The sequence below is a fragment of the Rhizobium sp. CFBP 13726 genome, assembly GCF_014841925.1.
GTDB lineage: Bacteria > Pseudomonadota > Alphaproteobacteria > Rhizobiales > Rhizobiaceae > Neorhizobium > Neorhizobium soli.
This window is the reverse complement of the sequence record NZ_JACYUU010000001.1, coordinates 1,096,526-1,115,218: the sequence shown is the minus strand read 5'-3', so window position 1 is coordinate 1,115,218 and position 18,693 is coordinate 1,096,526. Positions and strand designations below refer to the sequence as shown.

15 protein-coding genes are annotated in these 18,693 nt (G+C 60.1%); 8 read left to right on the top strand and 7 right to left on the bottom strand.

Annotation, left to right across the window (positions count from 1 at the left end):
* Window positions 1-23 precede the first annotated feature (23 nt).
* A complete protein-coding gene (locus tag IFT66_RS05485; protein WP_446737873.1) occupies window positions 24-1,085 on the bottom strand; it encodes a branched-chain amino acid ABC transporter substrate-binding protein in 1,062 nt (353 codons plus the stop codon).
* Window positions 1,086-1,282: 197 nt separating this feature from the next.
* Here IFT66_RS05485 and IFT66_RS05480 point away from each other — a divergent pair, with 197 nt between their 5' ends.
* From IFT66_RS05480 to IFT66_RS05465, 4 genes are read left to right on the top strand one after another with little or no spacing between them, the layout of a single operon-like run.
* Window positions 1,283-1,612: an XdhC family protein gene (locus IFT66_RS05480; protein WP_062456684.1), complete on the top strand. Its 330-nt coding sequence runs from the start codon at window positions 1,283-1,285 to the stop codon at window positions 1,610-1,612.
* Window positions 1,609-2,304: an XdhC family protein gene (locus tag IFT66_RS05475; RefSeq protein WP_174196614.1), complete on the top strand. Its 696-nt coding sequence runs from the start codon at window positions 1,609-1,611 to the stop codon at window positions 2,302-2,304. Before IFT66_RS05480 ends, IFT66_RS05475 begins: the two co-directional genes overlap by 4 nt.
* 3 nt (window positions 2,305-2,307) lie before the next feature.
* Window positions 2,308-3,951, top strand: a complete 1,644-nt coding sequence (locus IFT66_RS05470; RefSeq protein WP_192076940.1) for an NTP transferase domain-containing protein — start codon at window positions 2,308-2,310, stop codon at window positions 3,949-3,951.
* A gap of 2 nt (window positions 3,952-3,953) precedes the next feature.
* Window positions 3,954-4,280, top strand: a complete 327-nt coding sequence (locus tag IFT66_RS05465; RefSeq protein ID WP_174196616.1) for a TfoX/Sxy family protein — start codon at window positions 3,954-3,956, stop codon at window positions 4,278-4,280.
* Between the two features lie 223 nt (window positions 4,281-4,503).
* Here IFT66_RS05465 and IFT66_RS05460 read toward each other — a convergent pair whose 3' ends face one another.
* From IFT66_RS05460 to bcp, 4 genes are all read right to left on the bottom strand, one after another.
* Window positions 4,504-4,929 (bottom strand): NUDIX domain-containing protein, encoded by a 426-nt coding sequence (locus tag IFT66_RS05460; RefSeq protein ID WP_192077144.1) that lies wholly within the window; start codon window positions 4,927-4,929, stop codon window positions 4,504-4,506.
* Window positions 4,926-6,479: a DEAD/DEAH box helicase gene (locus IFT66_RS05455; RefSeq protein ID WP_192076939.1), complete on the bottom strand. Its 1,554-nt coding sequence runs from the start codon at window positions 6,477-6,479 to the stop codon at window positions 4,926-4,928. The genes IFT66_RS05460 and IFT66_RS05455 overlap by 4 nt, the downstream gene beginning before the upstream one ends.
* Before the next feature lie 228 nt (window positions 6,480-6,707).
* Complete coding sequence (locus IFT66_RS05450) at window positions 6,708-8,015, bottom strand: peptidoglycan DD-metalloendopeptidase family protein (RefSeq protein WP_192076938.1); 1,308 nt, start codon at window positions 8,013-8,015, stop codon at window positions 6,708-6,710.
* A 158-nt stretch (window positions 8,016-8,173) separates the two neighbouring features.
* Window positions 8,174-8,641 carry a thioredoxin-dependent thiol peroxidase gene (bcp, locus tag IFT66_RS05445; RefSeq protein WP_062456705.1) on the bottom strand — a complete coding sequence of 156 codons (468 nt, stop codon included), beginning with the start codon at window positions 8,639-8,641 and terminating at the stop codon, window positions 8,174-8,176.
* 114 nt (window positions 8,642-8,755) lie between these two features.
* On the opposite strand from bcp, the gene IFT66_RS05440 reads away from it, so the two are divergent.
* Complete coding sequence (locus IFT66_RS05440; protein WP_192076937.1) at window positions 8,756-12,163, top strand: YhdP family protein; 3,408 nt, start codon at window positions 8,756-8,758, stop codon at window positions 12,161-12,163.
* A 51-nt stretch (window positions 12,164-12,214) separates the two neighbouring features.
* Here IFT66_RS05440 and tyrS read toward each other — a convergent pair whose 3' ends face one another.
* Window positions 12,215-13,468: a tyrosine--tRNA ligase gene (gene tyrS / locus IFT66_RS05435; protein ID WP_192076936.1), complete on the bottom strand. Its 1,254-nt coding sequence runs from the start codon at window positions 13,466-13,468 to the stop codon at window positions 12,215-12,217.
* 207 nt (window positions 13,469-13,675) lie between these two features.
* Here tyrS and IFT66_RS05430 point away from each other — a divergent pair, with 207 nt between their 5' ends.
* Window positions 13,676-14,878, top strand: coding sequence for a GGDEF domain-containing protein (locus IFT66_RS05430; RefSeq protein ID WP_192076935.1), 1,203 nt, complete (start codon window positions 13,676-13,678; stop codon window positions 14,876-14,878).
* A 56-nt stretch (window positions 14,879-14,934) separates the two neighbouring features.
* On the opposite strand, the gene IFT66_RS05425 is transcribed toward IFT66_RS05430, so the two are convergent.
* Window positions 14,935-15,612: an alpha/beta hydrolase gene (locus tag IFT66_RS05425; protein ID WP_062456717.1), complete on the bottom strand. Its 678-nt coding sequence runs from the start codon at window positions 15,610-15,612 to the stop codon at window positions 14,935-14,937.
* 255 nt (window positions 15,613-15,867) lie between these two features.
* Here IFT66_RS05425 and IFT66_RS05420 point away from each other — a divergent pair, with 255 nt between their 5' ends.
* Window positions 15,868-17,034, top strand: a complete 1,167-nt coding sequence (locus tag IFT66_RS05420) for a cysteine desulfurase family protein (protein WP_192076934.1) — start codon at window positions 15,868-15,870, stop codon at window positions 17,032-17,034.
* Between the two features lie 147 nt (window positions 17,035-17,181).
* Entirely contained in the window at window positions 17,182-18,651 is a 1,470-nt protein-coding gene (sufB, locus tag IFT66_RS05415) for a Fe-S cluster assembly protein SufB (RefSeq protein ID WP_184653217.1), read from the top strand.
* The last annotated feature ends 42 nt before the right edge of the window (window positions 18,652-18,693 follow it).

Here is an 18,693-nt window from a genome sequence, read left to right as displayed (position 1 = left end):
GGGAACAATCGCTGGCCAGACCATCAGTCGGTGGCCGGCCCGATCTCCACAAAGTCCTTACCTTGCCACTCCACCAGACGGAACGGGTTCTGCTTCAACTCGTGGTCCGGGCCGAAGGCGACGGGACCGATCGCAGTCGTGAAGGAGCCTGCCGCAAGAGTGTCGGTCAGGGAACGACCATTGGACGTCTCGGTCACCGCCCGGTGAACAAGTTCTGTTGCCGCATAAGCGGGCAGAACGTAGCCTTCCGGCTCGACATTGCCTGCGCGTAGTTGCGTGACGGCGGTGGAAGCTTCAGGCGCAACTGCGTAATCCGGAAGGGCTGCCGCGAGCACGCCGTTGGCAAGGCCAACAGGACGGTTTGCGGCACGCAGCGCATCTCCGCCCATGACTGTCAGGGAAACGCGTTCGGCTGCAGCGTCGCGAACGATGATGGCGGTATCGTTTCGGTCGCCACCGATAAAGACATGGGTCGCGCCGGCCTTTGCCAGGCGGCGGACGAGAGCGATCTGTTGCTCCTGGCCAGGCCTGAACACGTCGGTGAACGCGGGGCGGATGCCTGACGGTTCCAGCTTCTGGCGCACGGCGCTTGAGAGCTCGCGGCCATAGATCGTGCCGTCGTCGATGAATGCGATCGGCTCGGCTTTCCAGCGGGATAGGATGGCAGCTGCAACAGCATCCGCTTCGGTGGTTTCGGTCGGTGCCAGACGGAAAAACGGCCAGTCGTTGCGAAGTGCATCCTCCATCAGGATCTTCGACCGCACCGAGACCGAAACGGCTGGAATAGCGGCGGCCTTCAGAGCGGGCATCGCCGTCGTCAGCGTTTCCACGCAGAGGAAGCCGATGGCCGCGCTGGCCTTTGCATCCGTCAGAGACTTCGATACCGCGAGCCCGCCATTCTCGTCACAGCTCTCGTCCAGCTCCACCAGCGTATCGCCATTGGCCTCGGCGGCCGCACGGGCGCCTTGGTAGATCTGGGCTCCGAGGAGGGCGTATGGACCCGATTTCGGTGCGACCACGCCGATGATCGCAGCCGATGCAGACGGAGCAGCGAGGAATGAGGCAAACAGGCCGGCTGATATCAAAGTGCGAATGTCCATGCCTTCCCTTAACTCATTGCGGCTTGCGTTCCAGCACATTTAGCTTTCCCATCCGACCGGTCAAAGAGAATCGCGTCACGACGATAAAAACTGCGCGCAGACGTGGAAAAGCGCGGGTGAGGCTTCCATATCGTCACAACGCGCCAATGCGTGTTTCGAAAATTGCCGTCTGAAAGGCACCGATGACCGTCACATCCAGTCTTGATCCACTCGTCACCGCCCAGAATTGGGCCGAAAGCGGCCGCGACGTGGCGATCGCAACCGTCGTCGAGACCTGGGGATCTGCACCACGTCCGATCGGAAGCCATCTCGCGATCGATGGCGAGGGAAATTTCGTCGGCTCCGTTTCGGGTGGCTGCGTCGAGGGCGCCGTGATTACCGAGGCGATAGAGGTGATTTCGTCAGGCACGCCGAAGATGCTGGAATTCGGCGTTGCCGATGAGACGGCGTGGCAGGTCGGGCTTTCCTGCGGTGGCAAGATCCGCGTCTATGTGGAAAGGCTCGGCCGATGAAGTTCGATGATCTGGCGCGTCTCAACGGCGCCCGGCAGGAAAGACGGGCCTCAGCGACAATAACCGACCTTGCGTCGGGCGAAATTTCTCTTGTTTCCGAGGAAACGGTTCCGGAGGGTCCGCTTGGTGCCGCCATCGCGGACGCGATGCGCAGCGGCAAGGCCACGAGCGTCGAAATCGACAATCGCATTCTGTTTATCAATGTCTATCTGCCGCCGCCAAGGATCGTCGTGATTGGCGCGGTTCATATCAGCCAGGCGCTCGCCCGTCTGGCGCCGGTGGCGGGCTACGACCTCACGATCATCGATCCTCGGACAGCCTTTGCCACCGAAGAACGGTTCGGTGATGTCGATGTCATCGCGGAGTGGCCCGAAGACGTGCTGAGAGAGCGACCGTTCGATAGCTATACGGCTGTCGCGGCCCTGACGCATGATCCGAAGATCGATGATTTTCCCTTGTCGCAGGCGCTGAAGGCGGGCTGTTTTTACGTCGGGGCGCTCGGTAGCCGCAAAACTCATGCGAAGCGCGCTGATCGACTGAAGGATATGGGACATTCCGAGGAGGAGATTGCCCGGATTTCAGCGCCGATCGGTCTCGACATCGGTGCTGCGAACCCGGCCGAGATTGCGCTTGCCACACTTGCCGACATCGTCAGGTCGTTGCGCCGGCGCGACCTCCTTACGCAGGGTTAGGGAATGAAATACGCCAGCTTCCCGTTGCGTGAGGCCGAAAACATAGTGCTTGCCCATTCAATCCGGTTTGAAGGTCAGCGCGGACGACTGCACAAGGGTCACCGGCTAGCGCCTGATGACATCGAGCGTCTTCGCGAAGAGGGTATCGCTTCCGTCATAGGCGTGCGGCTCGATGCAGGAGACGTTCTTGAAGACAAAGCGGCGGGAATGCTGGCCGCCGCAATCGCACCTGATCACCTCACGTTTTCGGAGCCAGCAACGGGACGTGTCAACGTTTATGCGGCAACGGCCGGTCTGTTCGTCGCCAACACGCACGTCGTCAACGCGCTCAACGGCGTGGACCCGTCGATCACGCTTGCCTGTCTCAAGGATCGCGTATCGGTCAAGGCAGGCGACATGGTCGCAACGTTCAAGATCATTCCGCTCGCTGTCGATGGCGATTGTCTCGGGAAGGCTGTGGCGCTGCTTGGGGCTTCTACACCGTTTGAGGTCAAACCGTTCGAGGCTCATGCTGTCACGTTGATTGCAACGGAGCTTCCGACGCTGAAGACGTCGGTGATGGATCGAACGGCGAAGCTCATCGAGCAGCGGCTTGCACTTTCGGGCAGCACACTGGTGCGCGAGATCCGTATTCCGCATACGCACGACGCCCTGACCGCCGCACTGCAGGCGCTTGATCTCGGGAACTGTCGCGAGCCTTCGCTGGTGATCGTGTTTGGTGCGTCCGCCGTTGCCGATGAAGAGGACGTCATTCCGGCTGCGATCCGAGCCGCTGGCGGTGAGGTGATCCGCGTCGGCATGCCGGTCGATCCCGGCAATCTTCTTGTTTACGGCGATATTGGTGGTGTCACGGTGCTGGGAGCACCCGGTTGTGCACGGTCTCCGAAGGAAAACGGTTTTGACTGGATGCTCCACCGGCTGCTTGCCGGTGAAAGACCGACATCGGACGATATTGCCGCACTGGGGGTTGGAGGACTTTTGATGGAGATCCCGACAAGGCCTGCGCCGCGGGACCGCAGCGAGAGCAAGGACGATGTCTCGCTTTCGGTTGCGGCTGTCCTGTTGGCCGCCGGTCAGGCCAGGCGCATGGGAGAAAGTGGCCTTCACAAGCTGCTTGCTGAGTTTGACGGTGTGCCGCTCGTGCGCCGCTCCGCCGAGATGCTGTTGGCCTCGAAGGCCACACCCGTGGTCGTTGTCACCGGTCACCGACAGCAGGATATTGCTGCCGAGCTATCTTCGCTCGACGTCCGTCTCCAAGACAACCCCTCCCATGAAGCCGGGATGGCAAGTTCGTTGATTGCCGGATTCACGCGGCCGGATGTCGCGGCAGCGGATGGGGTCCTCGTCATGCTGGCAGATATGCCGGGCGTGACCGTCAGCCATATCGATGCCTTGCTCGGTGCCTTTGGGGACGCCGGTGGCGAGGCGATCGTGCGCGCAGTCTCCAACGGCAAGCGCGGCAATCCGGTTATTCTGCCGCGCGCCACCTATGATGCTGTACGGAACCTGCAGGGCGATGTCGGCGCAAGGGCGATTATCGAAACTTCCGGTCTTCCGGTGATCGATGTCGATATCGGTCCGGCAGCCCATCTTGATGTGGATACGCCCGAAGCGGTCATGGCTGCAGGTGGCGTTCTGAGGACGTAACGATGGATAATATTGCGATCGAAGAGATGTTCGAAGGTCTCGGGCCCGTCAGCATCCGTCGGATGTTCGGCGGCAAGGGCATCTACCATCAGGGCCTCATCGTCGCGATCGAGCTGCGCGACGAACTGATGCTGAAAGCCGATGCCGTGAGCGCGCCTGAGTTCGCTTCTGCCGGCGCGCGGCAGTGGAGCTACGAAGGCAAGAAGGGCAAGTCCGTGATGATGCCTTACTGGACGGTACCGGAAGATGCGTTCGAGGACCCCGACCTCATGTCAAAGTGGACAAGACTGGCCTACGAGGCCGCAATCCGAAGTGAAATCGACAAGTAACCTATATTTTTGGCACGGCAAGATTTCGCGTATTGAATAGGCAATAGGTTTCGCGCTAAAATAGGCATCGTAATGGGGGATGCAGGCTTACCGAGCAGTCGGTGCGTTTCCATCTGACGTAAAATACAACGCTATTTCATCACGGGCAGCCGTTCCGGGAAACCGGGACGGCTTTTTGCGTTGCTGTTCTATCGACGTCCGCCGCGGGCTGGAAGTTGTGTGTTCAGATTTTGGAAAGATGTTCAAATGCGCGGATCGAGAAGACCGAGAGTGGCATTGGCGGATCGGCAGGGTCAAACCATCCCAGATCCGAAAGCTTGTCCGGTTCGGTCAAGCGTGGCTCGCCGGAGAAATCGCGTGTGACGTAGATCATGGAGATCCAGTGTTGTGCGTCTTCCGGGAGGATCTGTTCAGTCGTGCAGAGAAACTCAACTTTGCCGATCGACAGGCCGGTTTCTTCCTCGGCCTCACGACGTGCCGCATGCGCGGACGGCTCCATCTTATCGACCTTGCCGCCGACGATGTTCCAGTAACCGGCTTCCGGCGCCTTCAGGCGACGGCAGAGGAGAACCCTCCCATCATCCCGCAGAATGACCAACCCGGCGCCGACGCCGGGAAAGTCTATGCCGGGTCTCAAGGACAAATTCAGACCTTGGCGTTGGCGACGATCAGCATGAATGCCGGAATGTCGTCGCCGAAACCGACTGGTGTCGGGCCGTCATCGTGGTCGCGGTAGTGACGGCGACGCTCGCGGTTGTCGTCATTGGCAGGATTCGGAGCAGGGGCCGGGCGAGGAGCGCGTTGTGCGCCATTGTTCTGCGGCTTCCTGTCGGCGCTACGTTCGCGCTTTACGTCTTCTACCCTGGCTTCAATCATATTTTCCGTCTGGCTCCGATCATCCTGGCTCGTCAGTTCTGCAATCTTGACCGGAGCTTCTACGCTCCTGGTCTGCTCGGCGCGCTTGCCGCGACCGCGATCCTTGTCGCGCTCGCCACGCTTGCCGCCACGATCGCGACCCTGGCCGCGTTCCTGACCCTTGTCGCTGCTTTCCATCGGTGCCGGCAGGGCAGCGATGTCACCGTTCAGCCATTCGATCTTTTGAGTGATCAGCTTTTCGATGGCATCGAGATACTTAGCATCGGATTTTGTCACGAGCGTGAATGCACGACCGGACCGTCCTGCACGGCCGGTACGGCCGATGCGGTGGACATAGTCTTCCGCATGGATTGGAACGTCGAAGTTGAAGACGTGGCTGACGTCGGGAATATCGAGACCGCGCGCTGCGACGTCGGAGGCGACCAGTAGCGTGATCTGGTTGTCCTTGAAGCCTGCCAGCATGTTGGTACGCGAGCGCTGATCCATGTCGCCATGGAGCGCGCCGACAGAGAAGCCGTGGCGCTCGAGCGAGCGGAACAGGTCGGCGACATCCTTCTTGCGGTTGCAGAAGATGATCGCGTTTTTCAGGTCGTCCTGCGCGCGGATCAGGTCGCGAAGGGTTGCCCGCTTCTCGTAATCCTTGTTGTGGGCGGCGACCAGGCGCTGCGTCACCGTCGTTGCTGTCGAAGAAGGCTTTGCCACTTCGATGCGTTCCGGGTTCTGCAGGAAGCGGTCGGCCAGCTTCTGGATTTCCGGCGGCATCGTTGCCGAGAAAAACAGCGTCTGACGCGTGAACGGGATCATCTTGGCGATCTTTTCGATATCCGGGATGAAGCCCATGTCCAGCATGCGGTCGGCTTCGTCGATCACGAGGATCTCGACGCCTGTCATCAGCAACTTGCCGCGCTCGCAATGGTCGAGCAGGCGGCCTGGCGTGCAAATCAGCACATCGGCGCCGCGCTCAAGCTTGCGATCCTGTTCGTCGAACGACACGCCGCCGATCAGAAGAGCGACGTTCAGCTTGTGATTCTTGCCGTATTTTTCGAAGTTCTCGGCGACCTGTGCCGCGAGTTCGCGGGTCGGCTCGAGGATCAGCGTCCGTGGCATGCGGGCGCGAGCACGGCCTTTTTCCAGAAGTGTCAGCATCGGCAGCACGAAGGATGCCGTCTTGCCTGTTCCCGTCTGCGCGATGCCGCAGATATCGCGGCGCTGCAGGGCAAAGGGGATGGCACCAGCCTGGATCGGTGTCGGGATGGTGTAGCCCGAGTCGGTGACTGCAGAGAGTACTTTCTGGCTAAGGCCAAGATCAGCGAATGTGGTCAAAGGGAAATCTGTTTCCGTTGCAATTCGGGGAAGTGATCCGGTGCCGACGGTAACTGGCGTACGACAACTGGCCCGCGACATAGGACCAAAATGCCGGAAAGTCAAGAAATCCCGGAATATTGCTGCCGGATGTGGTGAATAGAGGCGGCAAGGCTTCCAATGTGTTGTCGAACGCGCTCAGTTTCGCAACGCATGACCCATTCCGGACCTCTCGCGCATCTTTGCGGCCTAATTGAGATAATTGTCGAGCTTCATACCGGCGTTCAGGAAATGCACGGGGTCGACCGGCGAACCGTCGCGTCGCACTTCGTAATGAACATGCGGTCCCGTGGACCGTCCGGTGGAGCCTGCACGTCCGATCACCTCGCCGGGAGCCACAGTCTCTCCGGCTCTGACAAGGATGCGCGACATATGGCCATAGCGCGTGGTGATGCCTTGGCCATGATCGATCTCGACCAGATTGCCATAGCCTGCTGAGGGACCGGCGACAACGACTTTGCCGGCGCCCGTACTCTTCACGTCGTCACCGGTCTCGGCTTGAAAATCGATGCCTGCATGCAGCGCGAGGCGTCCGACAAACGGGTCCATCCGGTTACCAAACCGGCTGGTGACGGAACGGCCTGGGGCCGGGTTTCCGAATGGCAGCTCGCGCGCCACGTCGCGGACGCTTTCAAGCCGGTTAAGCGCGGAATCGAGATCATCGAGCGATGTGTCGAACGTGTCCGAGAACAGCTGAGGCTGGACGTAGGGCCCACCAATACCCGGGTCCGGTTCGGTCGGAGGAGCGGCCGCGACCTGCACGCCCGTACGCCGGAGGATGGACGTGATGGCGTCTGCTGTCTGCGATGCGCCAGTGGTGAGATCGGCGATCTTGACGATCTGGCGCTTCTCGATGTCCTTCAAGGACAGAGTCACCTTGGAAAAGATGCGGTCGGCTCGATCCGCGAGATTTTCGCGAAGAGGGGTGTAGGCCAATGGGTTGGCGACGCCGAGATCCGCCGGAGCGGAATGGTTCGACAACAGGCCTTCGATCGCGTCCAGTCCATGACTGACGGATGCCTGCTTGTCCTTGCCTTCTGCCTGGTAGGCTGAAGTTGGTGACGACGAGGTGCCGGCGGACGGGACGATGCCCGATTCTTCCGCGCGGTCTAGAAGCGAACCAAGCTTGCCGTGCCGCGAAAAGAGGGCGTTTTGCTGTTCAAGCAGTTTCTCGACCTTTTGCTCCACGACCTGCTGATCGAGCAACTGGCGGGATGTGATGCGGTCGAGCTGGGCGCGCAGGGCAGAGATCCGGTCTTCGTAATCATGCTGCATGCGCGCCTGGCGCGCCATCGTTGCGCCGATCAGATCGTCGCGGATCACGAGATAGCTGGTGGCGCCGAGATATCCGATCGCCAACGCGCCGACGACGCAGACGGAGACTGCCGCCATCCAGGGGCGGATCGTCATGTGGCGGATCTTTTCGCCGCTTGCGAGAATGAGAACGTGCTCGGGAGCACGATTTCCAAAAACGCGGCTTTGAGTTCCGTTTGCCACCTTCTGCTCCTGAAGATGCGCATGAGACGAGTCGTGCGCGGTGATCCTTCCTCCGCACTAGACCGCTTTATAGTTAACAAACCGTTGTTTTTCGTGCCGCAGAGCAGGAGGCGTGACACCGCAATTTCGCATCAACATGCGACAGGGAGGTGGCTGTCTTACAGGGTCTGTACGGCTTTCAGCACCTCTTCGGCGTGACCGGCAACCTTTACCTTCGGCCAGACATTTGCGATCCGGCCATGGGCATCGATCAGGAACGTCGTGCGGTCGATTCCCATGTACTTGCGCCCGTACATGCTCTTTTCCTTCCAGACGCCGTAGAGATTTGCGACGGCGGTATCCTCGTCCGATCCGAGGATCACTGCGAGCGCATGTTTCTCGACGAACTTGTCGTGCTTCTTCACCGTGTCCGGGGACACGCCGATGACGGCGGCGCCGGTTTTTTCGAACTCGGGGAGGAGGGCCGTGAACGCCAGCGCTTCGGTGGTACAGCCGCTGGTATCGTCCTTTGGATAGAAGTAGAGAACCACCGGCTTGCCGGCGAACGTCTGCAGCGAGACGGTACCACCGCCGTCGCGGGGAATATCGAACTGTGGGGCGATGTCGCCAATGGCCAATTCAGACATGAATTTCCTTTCTTTCGCCGGGATCTTGAGCAATTGTCGGCCCATCGGTAGTCTATTGGTGCCCGTTGCGTCTAGTCAGGCTGCAGCGGGTCTTGAGAAGGTAATGTCAGCCTGATGGCGGAAATTCGCGGCGAAAAGGTCAGCTTCAACCGCAAGGATATGGTTCCGCTGCACGAACTTCCCTCTGCACAGGCGGAAGATCCCATTATCGTACACTGCCCACCGCGCCGATCGCGCATGCGCCGCGTGGGCAAGACTTTTTTGCTGTTTACGATGCTGATTCTGGCTGCTGCCGGAACTGCGATTGTCGCCATCGAGAGCGGCGTCGTCGACGGCGCGCTGACGGCGCGGGCCCAGTCGGCCCTCAACAACGCGATCGGACCCCGTTATGTCGCTTCGGTCGGTTCGACGGCGATCCGGTTTGATTCGGTGATGCGGATCGCGATCGAGGCGCGCGACGTGGATATCGTCGAGCAAGCGAGCGGTCAGCGGCTGAGCCGTGCGGAAGCGCTGCGGATGGCGATCGATCCGATGAAGCTTCTCGGTGGTCGCGTTTCCATCAACAACATTTCCGCGCAAGGCATTCGGCTGGAGACGGCGCAGTTGCCGGCAGGCGACCCTATGGCGCTGTCGCAGGTTCGCGTCGATGCGATGCCGAAGCTGCTCGAGCAGGCGTTCCAGCGCCTTGATGAAGTGCGCGGCCTGATCGAGCGTACCGGCACCGCATTCGTCCGGATTGCCGGCATCGAAATTGTGCTGCCGTCTGCCCCTGGCCAGAAGCCGCTGATGTTCGTCGTCAACGAGCTCAATATGCAGCGCAACATCGAGGGCGAGATCGATATCAGGGGGATCGTCAGCCTTAACGACCGCCAGGCAACGCTGGTGGCAGGATCCCAGACTATCGAAGGCGTGACGACCGGACTTTCCGCAAAGCTCATGGGGCTGGACTTGACGTCTTTCCTGTTGCATCGCGATGCAGCCGGGATGCCGCGCGAAGGGCTGGACAGTGCCGTCAATCTTGAACTTGCTGCGACCCGTTCGCGCGAGACCACTGTTCCGGTCATCACCGCAAAGCTCAAGCAGTCGCCAGGAAGGTTCTATTTCGACAGTATCGAGCAACCCTTCAGCGGCGCGGATATCGATGTCGCCTATGATTTCACCAAGGACGCGATCGAAATCCAGAGATCGGAAGCGCGTTTTGGCCCGACTGTCCTTCCGTTCACCGGCGCGGTCGTCGATCTCAACAGGGTCGATCCGGCAGACCACCGGCCGGGGTTCGGTCTCGATCTCCTTGTCAGCGGCGGAACAGCAGCCGGCGCGTCGAACGCCGAAGAACCGGCACAGTTCGATCTGAAAGCCGTCGGACGCTATCTCTCGGCCGATCGCGAGTTGCAGTTCGACGAGATGGCGATGTCCAGTCCGCTTGGGCGGATGGCCGCTGCGCTGAAAGTGCGCTTCGGCACGCAGTCTCCGGAAATCAGCTTCGGCGGTCAGTTGCCACAGATGCAGGTGACTGCAATCAAGCAGCTCTGGCCCTTCTGGATGGCCCGCAAGGCACGCGACTGGGTGATGGGAAACATGTTCGGGGGAACGCTGAGCAACGGCTCCATCGCCGTCTTCATTCCGGCAGGACGCATGAAGGGACCGGGCGTTCCGCTCGATCTCAACCGCAACGAACTGCAGATCAGTTTCGACCTTGCCGACGGGCGCGTCAACCTGCCCGCCGACATCCCGCCGCTTCGCGACATCTACGGCCGTTTCGACCTGAAGGGCGAAGCGATGCAGGTCGACATCACGCAAGCGGGTTCGTTTTTTCCGTCGGGGCGCGCGGTCAAGGTTGAGGGAGGGCGTTTCTCGATCCCATCGACCTACGCGAAGCCGCTGATGGCCGATATCGCGCTGAAACTGAGCGGGCCGGCGGATGCCATCGCGGAACTCACGAGTTTCAAGCCCATCAACGGTCTAAAAAACACAGAGTTCAAGCCATCGGATTTTTCCGGCACTGCCAAGGTGGATGTGAAGGCGCAGTTTGGTCTGGTCAATGACCAGAACCCGCCGAAGCCGGTCTGGAATGCGCATGCGGATCTGCGCGACGTTGCGCTGGCGACCCCGGTGTCCGGTCGCAAGATTTCCAATATCGACGGCACGCTCGATATCGATCCGCAGGCCGCCAGACTGAGCGCGAAGGCTGCGATCGACGAGGTGCCTGCAGACGTCACCCTCGTGCAGCCGATCGACAGCGCGTCGACTGTCAAGCGTGAACAGGTCATCAAGGCAGTCCTCAGCGACAGCCAGCGGGACAAACTGGTGCCCGGTCTCTCGGAGATCGTCCAGGGCACGATCAGCGTGGAACTGACCAGGCTCGATGATACCAGGCAAGGCGTCAGCCTCGATCTGACGCGCTCTGCGCTCTCGATCCCGGGCATCGGCTGGACGAAGGGCAACGGCGTCGGTGCCAAGGCGCAGTTCGAGATTGCCGGGGAGGGACTCCAGCGGACAGAGCTCAAGAACTTCGAACTGGTGGGCGACGGGTTTGGCGCGCAGGGCAATATCGTCCTCACCAATGGTAGCCTCTCGTCGGCGGAGTTTTCGAGCGCCCGCCTGTCGCCGTCCGATAATTTCAGCGTTGCGGTGAAGCAGTCGAAGGGTGTCTTCGATGTGTCGATCGGCGGATCCTCTGCCGATATTAGGCCTATCATCACCAAGCTGCGCTCGGCTACGCCGGGCGCAAGTGGGTCGGGTTCCTCTGCCAAGAGCAGCGGTGGCGCGACGATCCGTGCCAAGCTCGATCGCGTGGTCGGCTTCAACGACGAGGCCCTATCGAACGTCACTCTGTTGTTTGCGATACGCGATGGCGACATTGCCTCGGCCGACCTTTCCGCCGTAACGGAAAGCGGGCAGGCCGTTGTCAGCGACATAACGAAGGGCAACACGATCTCGATGACCAGCGGCGACGCGGGCGCCGTCGTGCGGTTTGCCAATATCTACAACAACATGCGGGGCGGTCTCCTCAATTTGCGGCTGAGATCACAAGGGTCCGACTGGGCCGGCAATGTCGACATCCGAAGCTTCGCTTTGGTAGACGAGCAGCGCCTGCAATCGCTGGTGTCGACCCCTGTGGGCCGGGATGGGGAAAGCCTCAGCAAGGCGGTCAAGAAGGAAATCGATCTCAACGCCGCGCGCTTCCAGCGCGGTTTTGCCTCGCTCGTCTACCGGAACGGTGCGCTCTCTGTTGCCAACGGCATCGTTCGTGGCGAGCAGATCGGCGCGACATTCCAGGGCATGCTGCGCGACGCCCGCGGCAGCATGGACATGACCGGCACCTTCATGCCGGCCTATGGCATCAACCGGCTTTTCGGCGAGCTTCCGCTGATAGGTGCCATTCTCGGCAACGGACGAGACCGCGGACTGATCGGCATCACCTTCAAGCTCGAAGGCGTCTTCGACAAGCCGAAGCTGACGATCAATCCGCTGTCGATCATCGCGCCCGGCGTGTTCCGGCAGATCTTCGAGTTCCAATAAAAAAAGGCCCCACTAACGAGGCCTTTTCACTGTTCTGCAGACCGCTGGCACTCAGGCCGGGCGGACGAGGATATGCTTCTTCTTGCCGAGAGACAGCTTGATCACGCCATCGGCCGTGACGTCGCCGGTGCCGATGACAGCGCGTTCGTCCGAGACCGCCGTATCGTTGATGCGCACGGCACCACCCTGAATATGTCTGCGAGCTTCGCCGTTGGAGGCTGCAAGGCCTGCCTTGACGATCAGCGCCAGCAGGCCGAGACCGGCCTCAAGTTCCGACGATGCGACGTCGATCGACGGCAGGTTGTCGGCGAGCGCACCTTCCTCGAACGTCTTGCGGGCGGTTTCAGCCGCTTGTTCGGCATTGTCGCGGCCGTGCAGCATGGCGGTGACTTCAGTCGCGAGGATCTTCTTGACCTCGTTGATTTCCGAACCGGCAAGTGCTGAGAGGCGGGCAATCTCGTCAATCGGCAGCGTCGTGTAGAGCCTCAGGAAGCGCGAGACGTCTGCGTCCTCGGTGTTGCGCCAGTACTGCCAGAAGTCATAGGCAGACAGCATGTCCGGGTTGAGCCAGACCGCGCCGTTCATGGACTTGCCCATCTTGGCACCCGACGACGTCGTCAGAAGCGGCGAGGTTAGGGCGTAGAGCTGCGGTGTCCCCATGCGGTGACCAAGGTCGATCCCGTTGACGATATTGCCCCACTGGTCGGAGCCGCCCATCTGCAGGCGGCAGCCGTAACGCTGGTTGAGCTCCACGAAATCATAGGCCTGAAGGATCATGTAGTTGAATTCGAGGAAGGACAGCGACTGCTCGCGATCCAGGCGCGTCTTGACGCTGTCGAAGGACAGCATGCGGTTGACCGAGAAATGACGGCCGACATCGCGCAGGAATTCGAGGTAGTTGAGATCGCGCAGCCAGTCGCCGTTATTGATCATCAGCGCATCCTTCTGACCTTCGCCGTAGCTCAGGTAGTTGGAAAAGACGCGCTTGATGGAAGCTATATTGCTTTCGATCGTGTCGATCGTCATCAACTGGCGAGCGTCGTCCTTGAACGAGGGATCGCCGACCATGCCGGTGCCGCCGCCCATCAGCGAGATCGGCCGGTGGCCGGTCTGCTGCATCCAGTGCAGCATCATGATCTGGATGAGACCGCCCGCATGGAGGCTTGGTGCCGTCGGGTCAAAGCCAATATAGGCCGTCACGGTTTCCTTGGCGAACAGTTCGTCGAGACCCGATTCGTCGGAAATCTGGTGAATGAAGCCACGCTCATCGAGCGTGTGGAGGAAATCGGACTTGAACCTGGACATCTTACTTCTCTGTGGATGCGTTTTTTGTCTTGAGAGCCGGCGTCTAGCACTGTTTTGGTGGTTTATCACTCCAAAAATGCAGCGAAATGCGCTTGCACTTATCTGTGACTCGCCGTCATGGTTCATTAATCTTTTGTTTTCTGCCAAGCCACTAAGGTGAAGGCAGGACTGCGGCATTCCTTATTTTCTAAATGCATTGTTGGGTTGATGAACGGGGCAGTTTTTTTCCTGGGGGTGAATTTCGTCGTCGCGATATGTTTCTGTATCGTGTTTGCGGTTGTTTCCACCCGCAGTCGGTCGCGCGTTGCCGCGCTTTGGTTCGGGGCCGGTTTCGGCGTCGCTTCACTGGCCGCTGTTTGCGAGATTGCCGTCGCCTATCTGCCCTTTCCGCGTCCCTGGGCGATCGGAGCTTTTGCAACCGTTCTCGGTGGCATGATTTTCCTGCTGTTCGGCATTGGCAGTCTCTATGACGTTCGCATCAACCGTCGACTTGCCGGATTGATGTTCGCCGTCAGCTCATTCGGAAACGTCTTCGTCTATGATCTGCGGCCCGGCACGCCGCTTCACGCATTTTCCTACCAGACTCCGTTTGCCCTGGTTATCCTCGCAAGCGCCGGCGTGGTTCTGCAGGCTTTGTTGCGCTCGAACCGGCAACTGCTGATCGACAAGGTCGTATGCGCGCTCCTTGCGGTCACAGGGGTACATTTCATCGCGAAGGCCGCACTTGCGATCGCCGTTGGTGCCGGGTCCGTCGCGACAGACTATATCCGCACCGACTATGCGCTGATCTCCCAGAGCCTGACGGCTGTTCTGATGGTCGCGGTCGGCCTGACACTGCTGTCGGTGCTGGTGCTCGAAATCATGGCGGATGAACGCAGCGTGTCGGAAAGCGACGCTCTGTCGGGCCTTGCAAACCGGCGCGGCTTCGAGCGCCGGGTGAGATCCGCAATCGCGACGTTTCCAAACGGACCGCATGCGGTGGTTTTATGCGATCTCGACAGGTTCAAGACCATCAATGACACCTATGGGCATCATGCCGGGGATATGGTGATCCAGAGTTTTGGGACCTTGCTTTCCTCCTGCGCGCCAAAAGAAGCAATCGTCGGCCGGATGGGCGGCGAAGAGTTCTCCGTGTTCCTTCCCAACACGCCGATGGACGTGGCGCTGATGGTGGCTCAGGCTCTGAGGGGCGGCACGATGGCGATGTCGGTGGCGGGTCTGCCACCCACCTCAAGGATCACGGCGAGTTTCGGCGTCGCCAATCTCACCAGCCCCGACGCGCTCGACGAAATGTTCCGGCAGGCGGATGTGGCGCTCTATGCCGCGAAGCGGGCCGGCCGTAACCGGGTTCATGAAGCGACGTCAGACGATGGGCGTCCGCGTGCGGCACATGTGCGACCGGTCAACTGAAGATACGAAAATGGCCGCAAACGCGGCCATTTTTGTTTCTTCGATGCAGAGTCGTCTTAGCGGATGCGCTTGGCAGCCGGCTCGGGGACGAGTTCGCCATTGAGGCGGCGATCGAGGTAATCCTCGCATTCGCCCATCAGCGTCTCGGTCTGGCCGTTGAAGAAGTGGTTCGCGCCCTCGATGATCTTGTGCGTGATGAGGATGCCCTTCTGGGTCTTCAGCTTCTCGACGAGGCCGTTGACGTCCTTTTCAGGCGCAACCCTGTCTGCATCGCCGTTGATGATGAGGCCGGAGGAGGGGCAGGGCGCCAGGAACGAGAAGTCGTAGATGTTCGGCTGCGGCGCAACGGAGATGAAGCCTTCGATTTCCGGGCGGCGCATCAAAAGCTGCATGCCGATCCAGGCGCCGAAGGAATAACCGCCGACCCAACAGCTCTTGGAATCCGGATGCAGGCTCTGCACCCAGTCGAGTGCAGATGCTGCGTCCGACAATTCGCCGGCGCCGTGGTCGAATTCGCCCTGGCTGCGTCCGATCGAACGGAAGTTGAAGCGGAGCGTGGTGAAACCGCGCTTCTGGAACATGTAGAAGAGCTGGTATACGATCTGGTTGTTCATCGTGCCGCCGAACTGCGGATGCGGATGCAGGATGATGGCGATCGGTGCGCTCTTTTCCTTGGAAGGCTGATAACGGCCCTCCAGGCGGCCTGCAGGGCCGTTGAAAATCACTTCGGGCATCGGTACTCCGGTCGGTCAAACGTGATCTGATGCCAGACTGGGTTGCTATCCACGGTTCATCCGTCGAGTTTGACTTGACGAAGCCGCTCAGCTTTTCTAAAACCCAGTTTAGAACCATTCGAAATTGGGGCCGCCTTGGCAGCGCCCGATGCGATGTCTCTTAAGGCAAGCGTGGCCGGAATTTCAAGAAAAATGCGGCCTGCGGCAACCCTAGATGAGACCCAACGGTAATTAGGGACGGAATCTGATCAGGCAATGGCGTTGAACCGCACCTATCTCGACTGGAACGCGACGGCACCTTTGAGTGCGCCGGCGCGTGCTGCGATGCTGGAGGCACTTCAGCTTCCCGGCAACGCATCGTCGGTTCATGGTGAGGGCCGGTTGTCGCGCGCGGCCGTCGACAAGGCGCGGCGCCAGGTTGCGGCCTTGGTCGGCGCAGATCCGGCGCATGTTACCTTTACCAGCGGTGCGACGGAGGCCTCGAACCACGTTCTGACGCCTGACTACCGGATGGGCCGTTCGCCCGTCGCGATCGGCGCTCTCTACGTTTCGGCGATCGAGCATCCGGCGATCCGCGAAGGCGGCAGGTTTGATCCTGCCCAAGTGATCGAGATACCGGTGACGCCAACAGGCATCGCGGATCTCTCGACGCTGGAAACCCTGCTGGCGGCGCATGACCATTCTCTTGGCCTTCCGATGGTCGGGCTGATGCTGGTCAATAACGAGACGGGCGTAATCCAGCCGGTGGCGGAGGCTGCGGAGATCGTCCACAGGCATCGCGGGCTTCTGGTCGTCGATGCGGTGCAGGCCGTCGGTCGTATCCCGGTCGATATCACCAGGCTTGATGCCGACTTCATGGTGATCTCGTCGCACAAGATCGGCGGACCGAAGGGCGTCGGCGCCCTGATTTCGCGCGGCGAAGTTCTGATGCCGAAGCCGCTGATCCGGGGTGGCGGGCAGGAGAAGGGTCACCGTTCGGGGACCGAGAATTTTCACGCGATCGTCGGCTTCGGCGCGGCGGCTGCGGCGATGAGCGAAGACCTCGATGATCGCAATGCCGGTATCGGCGCTTTGCGGGATCGGCTTGAGGGCGAGATGCGCAAGGCTGCTGCCGATGTGATGATCCATGGCGCGGACGTTCCCCGCGTTGGCAATACCTGCTTCTTCACCCTGCCGGGGCTGAAAGCGGAAACGGGTCAGATCGCTTTCGATATCGAGGGGATCGCGCTTTCGGCCGGTTCGGCCTGCTCTTCGGGCAAGGTCCGCGAGAGCCATGTGCTGACGGCGATGGGCCGGGATCCACAGCTGGGTGCCCTGCGCATCTCGCTCGGTCCCGACACGACAGACGAAGACATTACGCGTGCGGTTGCGGCTTTTGCCAAAATCGCAGCCCGTCGCAAGGCCCAAGGCGTTGCGGCGTGACAGCGCTCTAATTTGTGCGAGCGCAACTTTCTACTTGCCTAAAGGTGTGAAAACCGCCTTTTGGCGCCTACATACGGGAGGAACAGAACCTCCCGGAGACATGACAGAATTGCCGGAATTTGAACCGGCAAGATTTGGAGAATGAACATGCCAGCTGTCCAGGAAACAATCGATCAGGTCCGTGGGATCGATATCGATCAGTACAAATACGGCTTCGAAACCATCATCGAAGTGGACAAGGCGCCCAAGGGCCTTTCGGAAGACATCATCCGCTTCATTTCAGACAAGAAGCAGGAGCCCGAATGGATGCTGGAATGGCGTCTCGACGCCTACAAGCGCTGGCTGACAATGGAAGAGCCGACCTGGGCGCGCGTCGATTATCCCAAGATCGACTTCAACGATCTCTATTACTATGCCGCGCCGAAGACCACGTCTGGTCCGAAGTCGCTCGAGGAAGTCGATCCCGAGCTGCTGCGCGTTTATGAAAAGCTTGGCATTCCGCTGCGCGAGCAGGAAATCCTTGCGGGCGTCGACAAGCCGCGGGTTGCCGTCGATGCTGTGTTCGATTCCGTGTCGGTTGTCACGACCTTCAAAAAGGAACTTCAGAAGGCCGGCGTGATCTTCATGTCCATCTCGGAAGCCATTCGCGAGCATCCGGACCTGATCAAGCAGTATCTCGGCACCGTCGTTTCGGCCACCGACAACTATTACGCCACGCTGAATGCTGCGGTGTTTACCGATGGCTCGTTCGTGTTCGTACCGAAGGGCGTTCGCTGCCCGATGGAACTGTCCACCTACTTCCGTATCAACGAGAAGAACACCGGCCAGTTCGAACGCACGCTGATCATTGCCGAGGAAGGCGCTTACGTGTCCTATCTCGAAGGCTGCACGGCGCCGCAGCGCGACGAGAACCAGCTGCATGCCGCAGTGGTCGAACTCGTTGCTCTCGACGATGCCGAGATCAAGTATTCGACCGTTCAGAACTGGTACCCGGGCGATGCCCAGGGCAAGGGCGGTATTTACAACTTCGTCACCAAGCGTGGCGATTGCCGCGGCCACCGTTCGAAGATTTCCTGGACCCAGGTCGAGACCGGTTCGGCGATCACCTGGAAATACCCGTCCTGCATCCTGCGTGGTGACGATAGCCGCGGCGAGTTCTACTCGATCGCCGTGTCGAACGGTCACCAGCAGATCGATAGTGGCACCAAGATGATCCACCTCGGCAAGAACACGTCGAGCCGCATCATCTCGAAGGGGATTTCGGCAGGCGTCTCGCAGAACACCTATCGCGGTCAGGTCTCCATCCATCGCAAGGCTGAAAACGCCCGTAACTTTACCAACTGCGATTCGCTTCTGATCGGCGACAAGTGCGGTGCGCATACCGTGCCTTACATCGACGTGAAGAACTCGTCGGGCCAGATCGAGCACGAAGCGACGACCTCGAAGATCTCCGACGACCAGAAGTTCTACGTCATGCAGCGCGGCATTCCCGAAGAAGAAGCGATCGCCCTGATCGTCAACGGCTTCGTCAAGGATGTCATCCAGCAGCTGCCGATGGAATTTGCGGTCGAAGCGCAGAAGCTGATCGGGATTTCGCTCGAAGGCTCCGTAGGCTGATCGGCCTGTCATTTGAATAGCGCGCCTGGCGCGTCACTAAAG

Coding starts and splice junctions, on each gene's coding strand:
- IFT66_RS05430 (WP_192076935.1), top strand. CDS start 13,676: ATGAACGGGGCAGTTTTTTTCCTGGGGGTGAATTTCGTCGTCGCGATA.
- IFT66_RS05465 (WP_174196616.1), top strand. CDS start 3,954: ATGGATAATATTGCGATCGAAGAGATGTTCGAAGGTCTCGGGCCCGTC.
- IFT66_RS05475 (WP_174196614.1), top strand. CDS start 1,609: ATGAAGTTCGATGATCTGGCGCGTCTCAACGGCGCCCGGCAGGAAAGA.
- bcp (WP_062456705.1), bottom strand. CDS start 8,641: ATGTCTGAATTGGCCATTGGCGACATCGCCCCACAGTTCGATATTCCC.
- tyrS (WP_192076936.1), bottom strand. CDS start 13,468: ATGTCCAGGTTCAAGTCCGATTTCCTCCACACGCTCGATGAGCGTGGC.
- IFT66_RS05480 (WP_062456684.1), top strand. CDS start 1,283: ATGACCGTCACATCCAGTCTTGATCCACTCGTCACCGCCCAGAATTGG.
- IFT66_RS05425 (WP_062456717.1), bottom strand. CDS start 15,612: ATGCCCGAAGTGATTTTCAACGGCCCTGCAGGCCGCCTGGAGGGCCGT.
- sufB (WP_184653217.1), top strand. CDS start 17,182: ATGCCAGCTGTCCAGGAAACAATCGATCAGGTCCGTGGGATCGATATC.
- IFT66_RS05440 (WP_192076937.1), top strand. CDS start 8,756: ATGGCGGAAATTCGCGGCGAAAAGGTCAGCTTCAACCGCAAGGATATG.
- IFT66_RS05420 (WP_192076934.1), top strand. CDS start 15,868: ATGGCGTTGAACCGCACCTATCTCGACTGGAACGCGACGGCACCTTTG.
- IFT66_RS05470 (WP_192076940.1), top strand. CDS start 2,308: ATGAAATACGCCAGCTTCCCGTTGCGTGAGGCCGAAAACATAGTGCTT.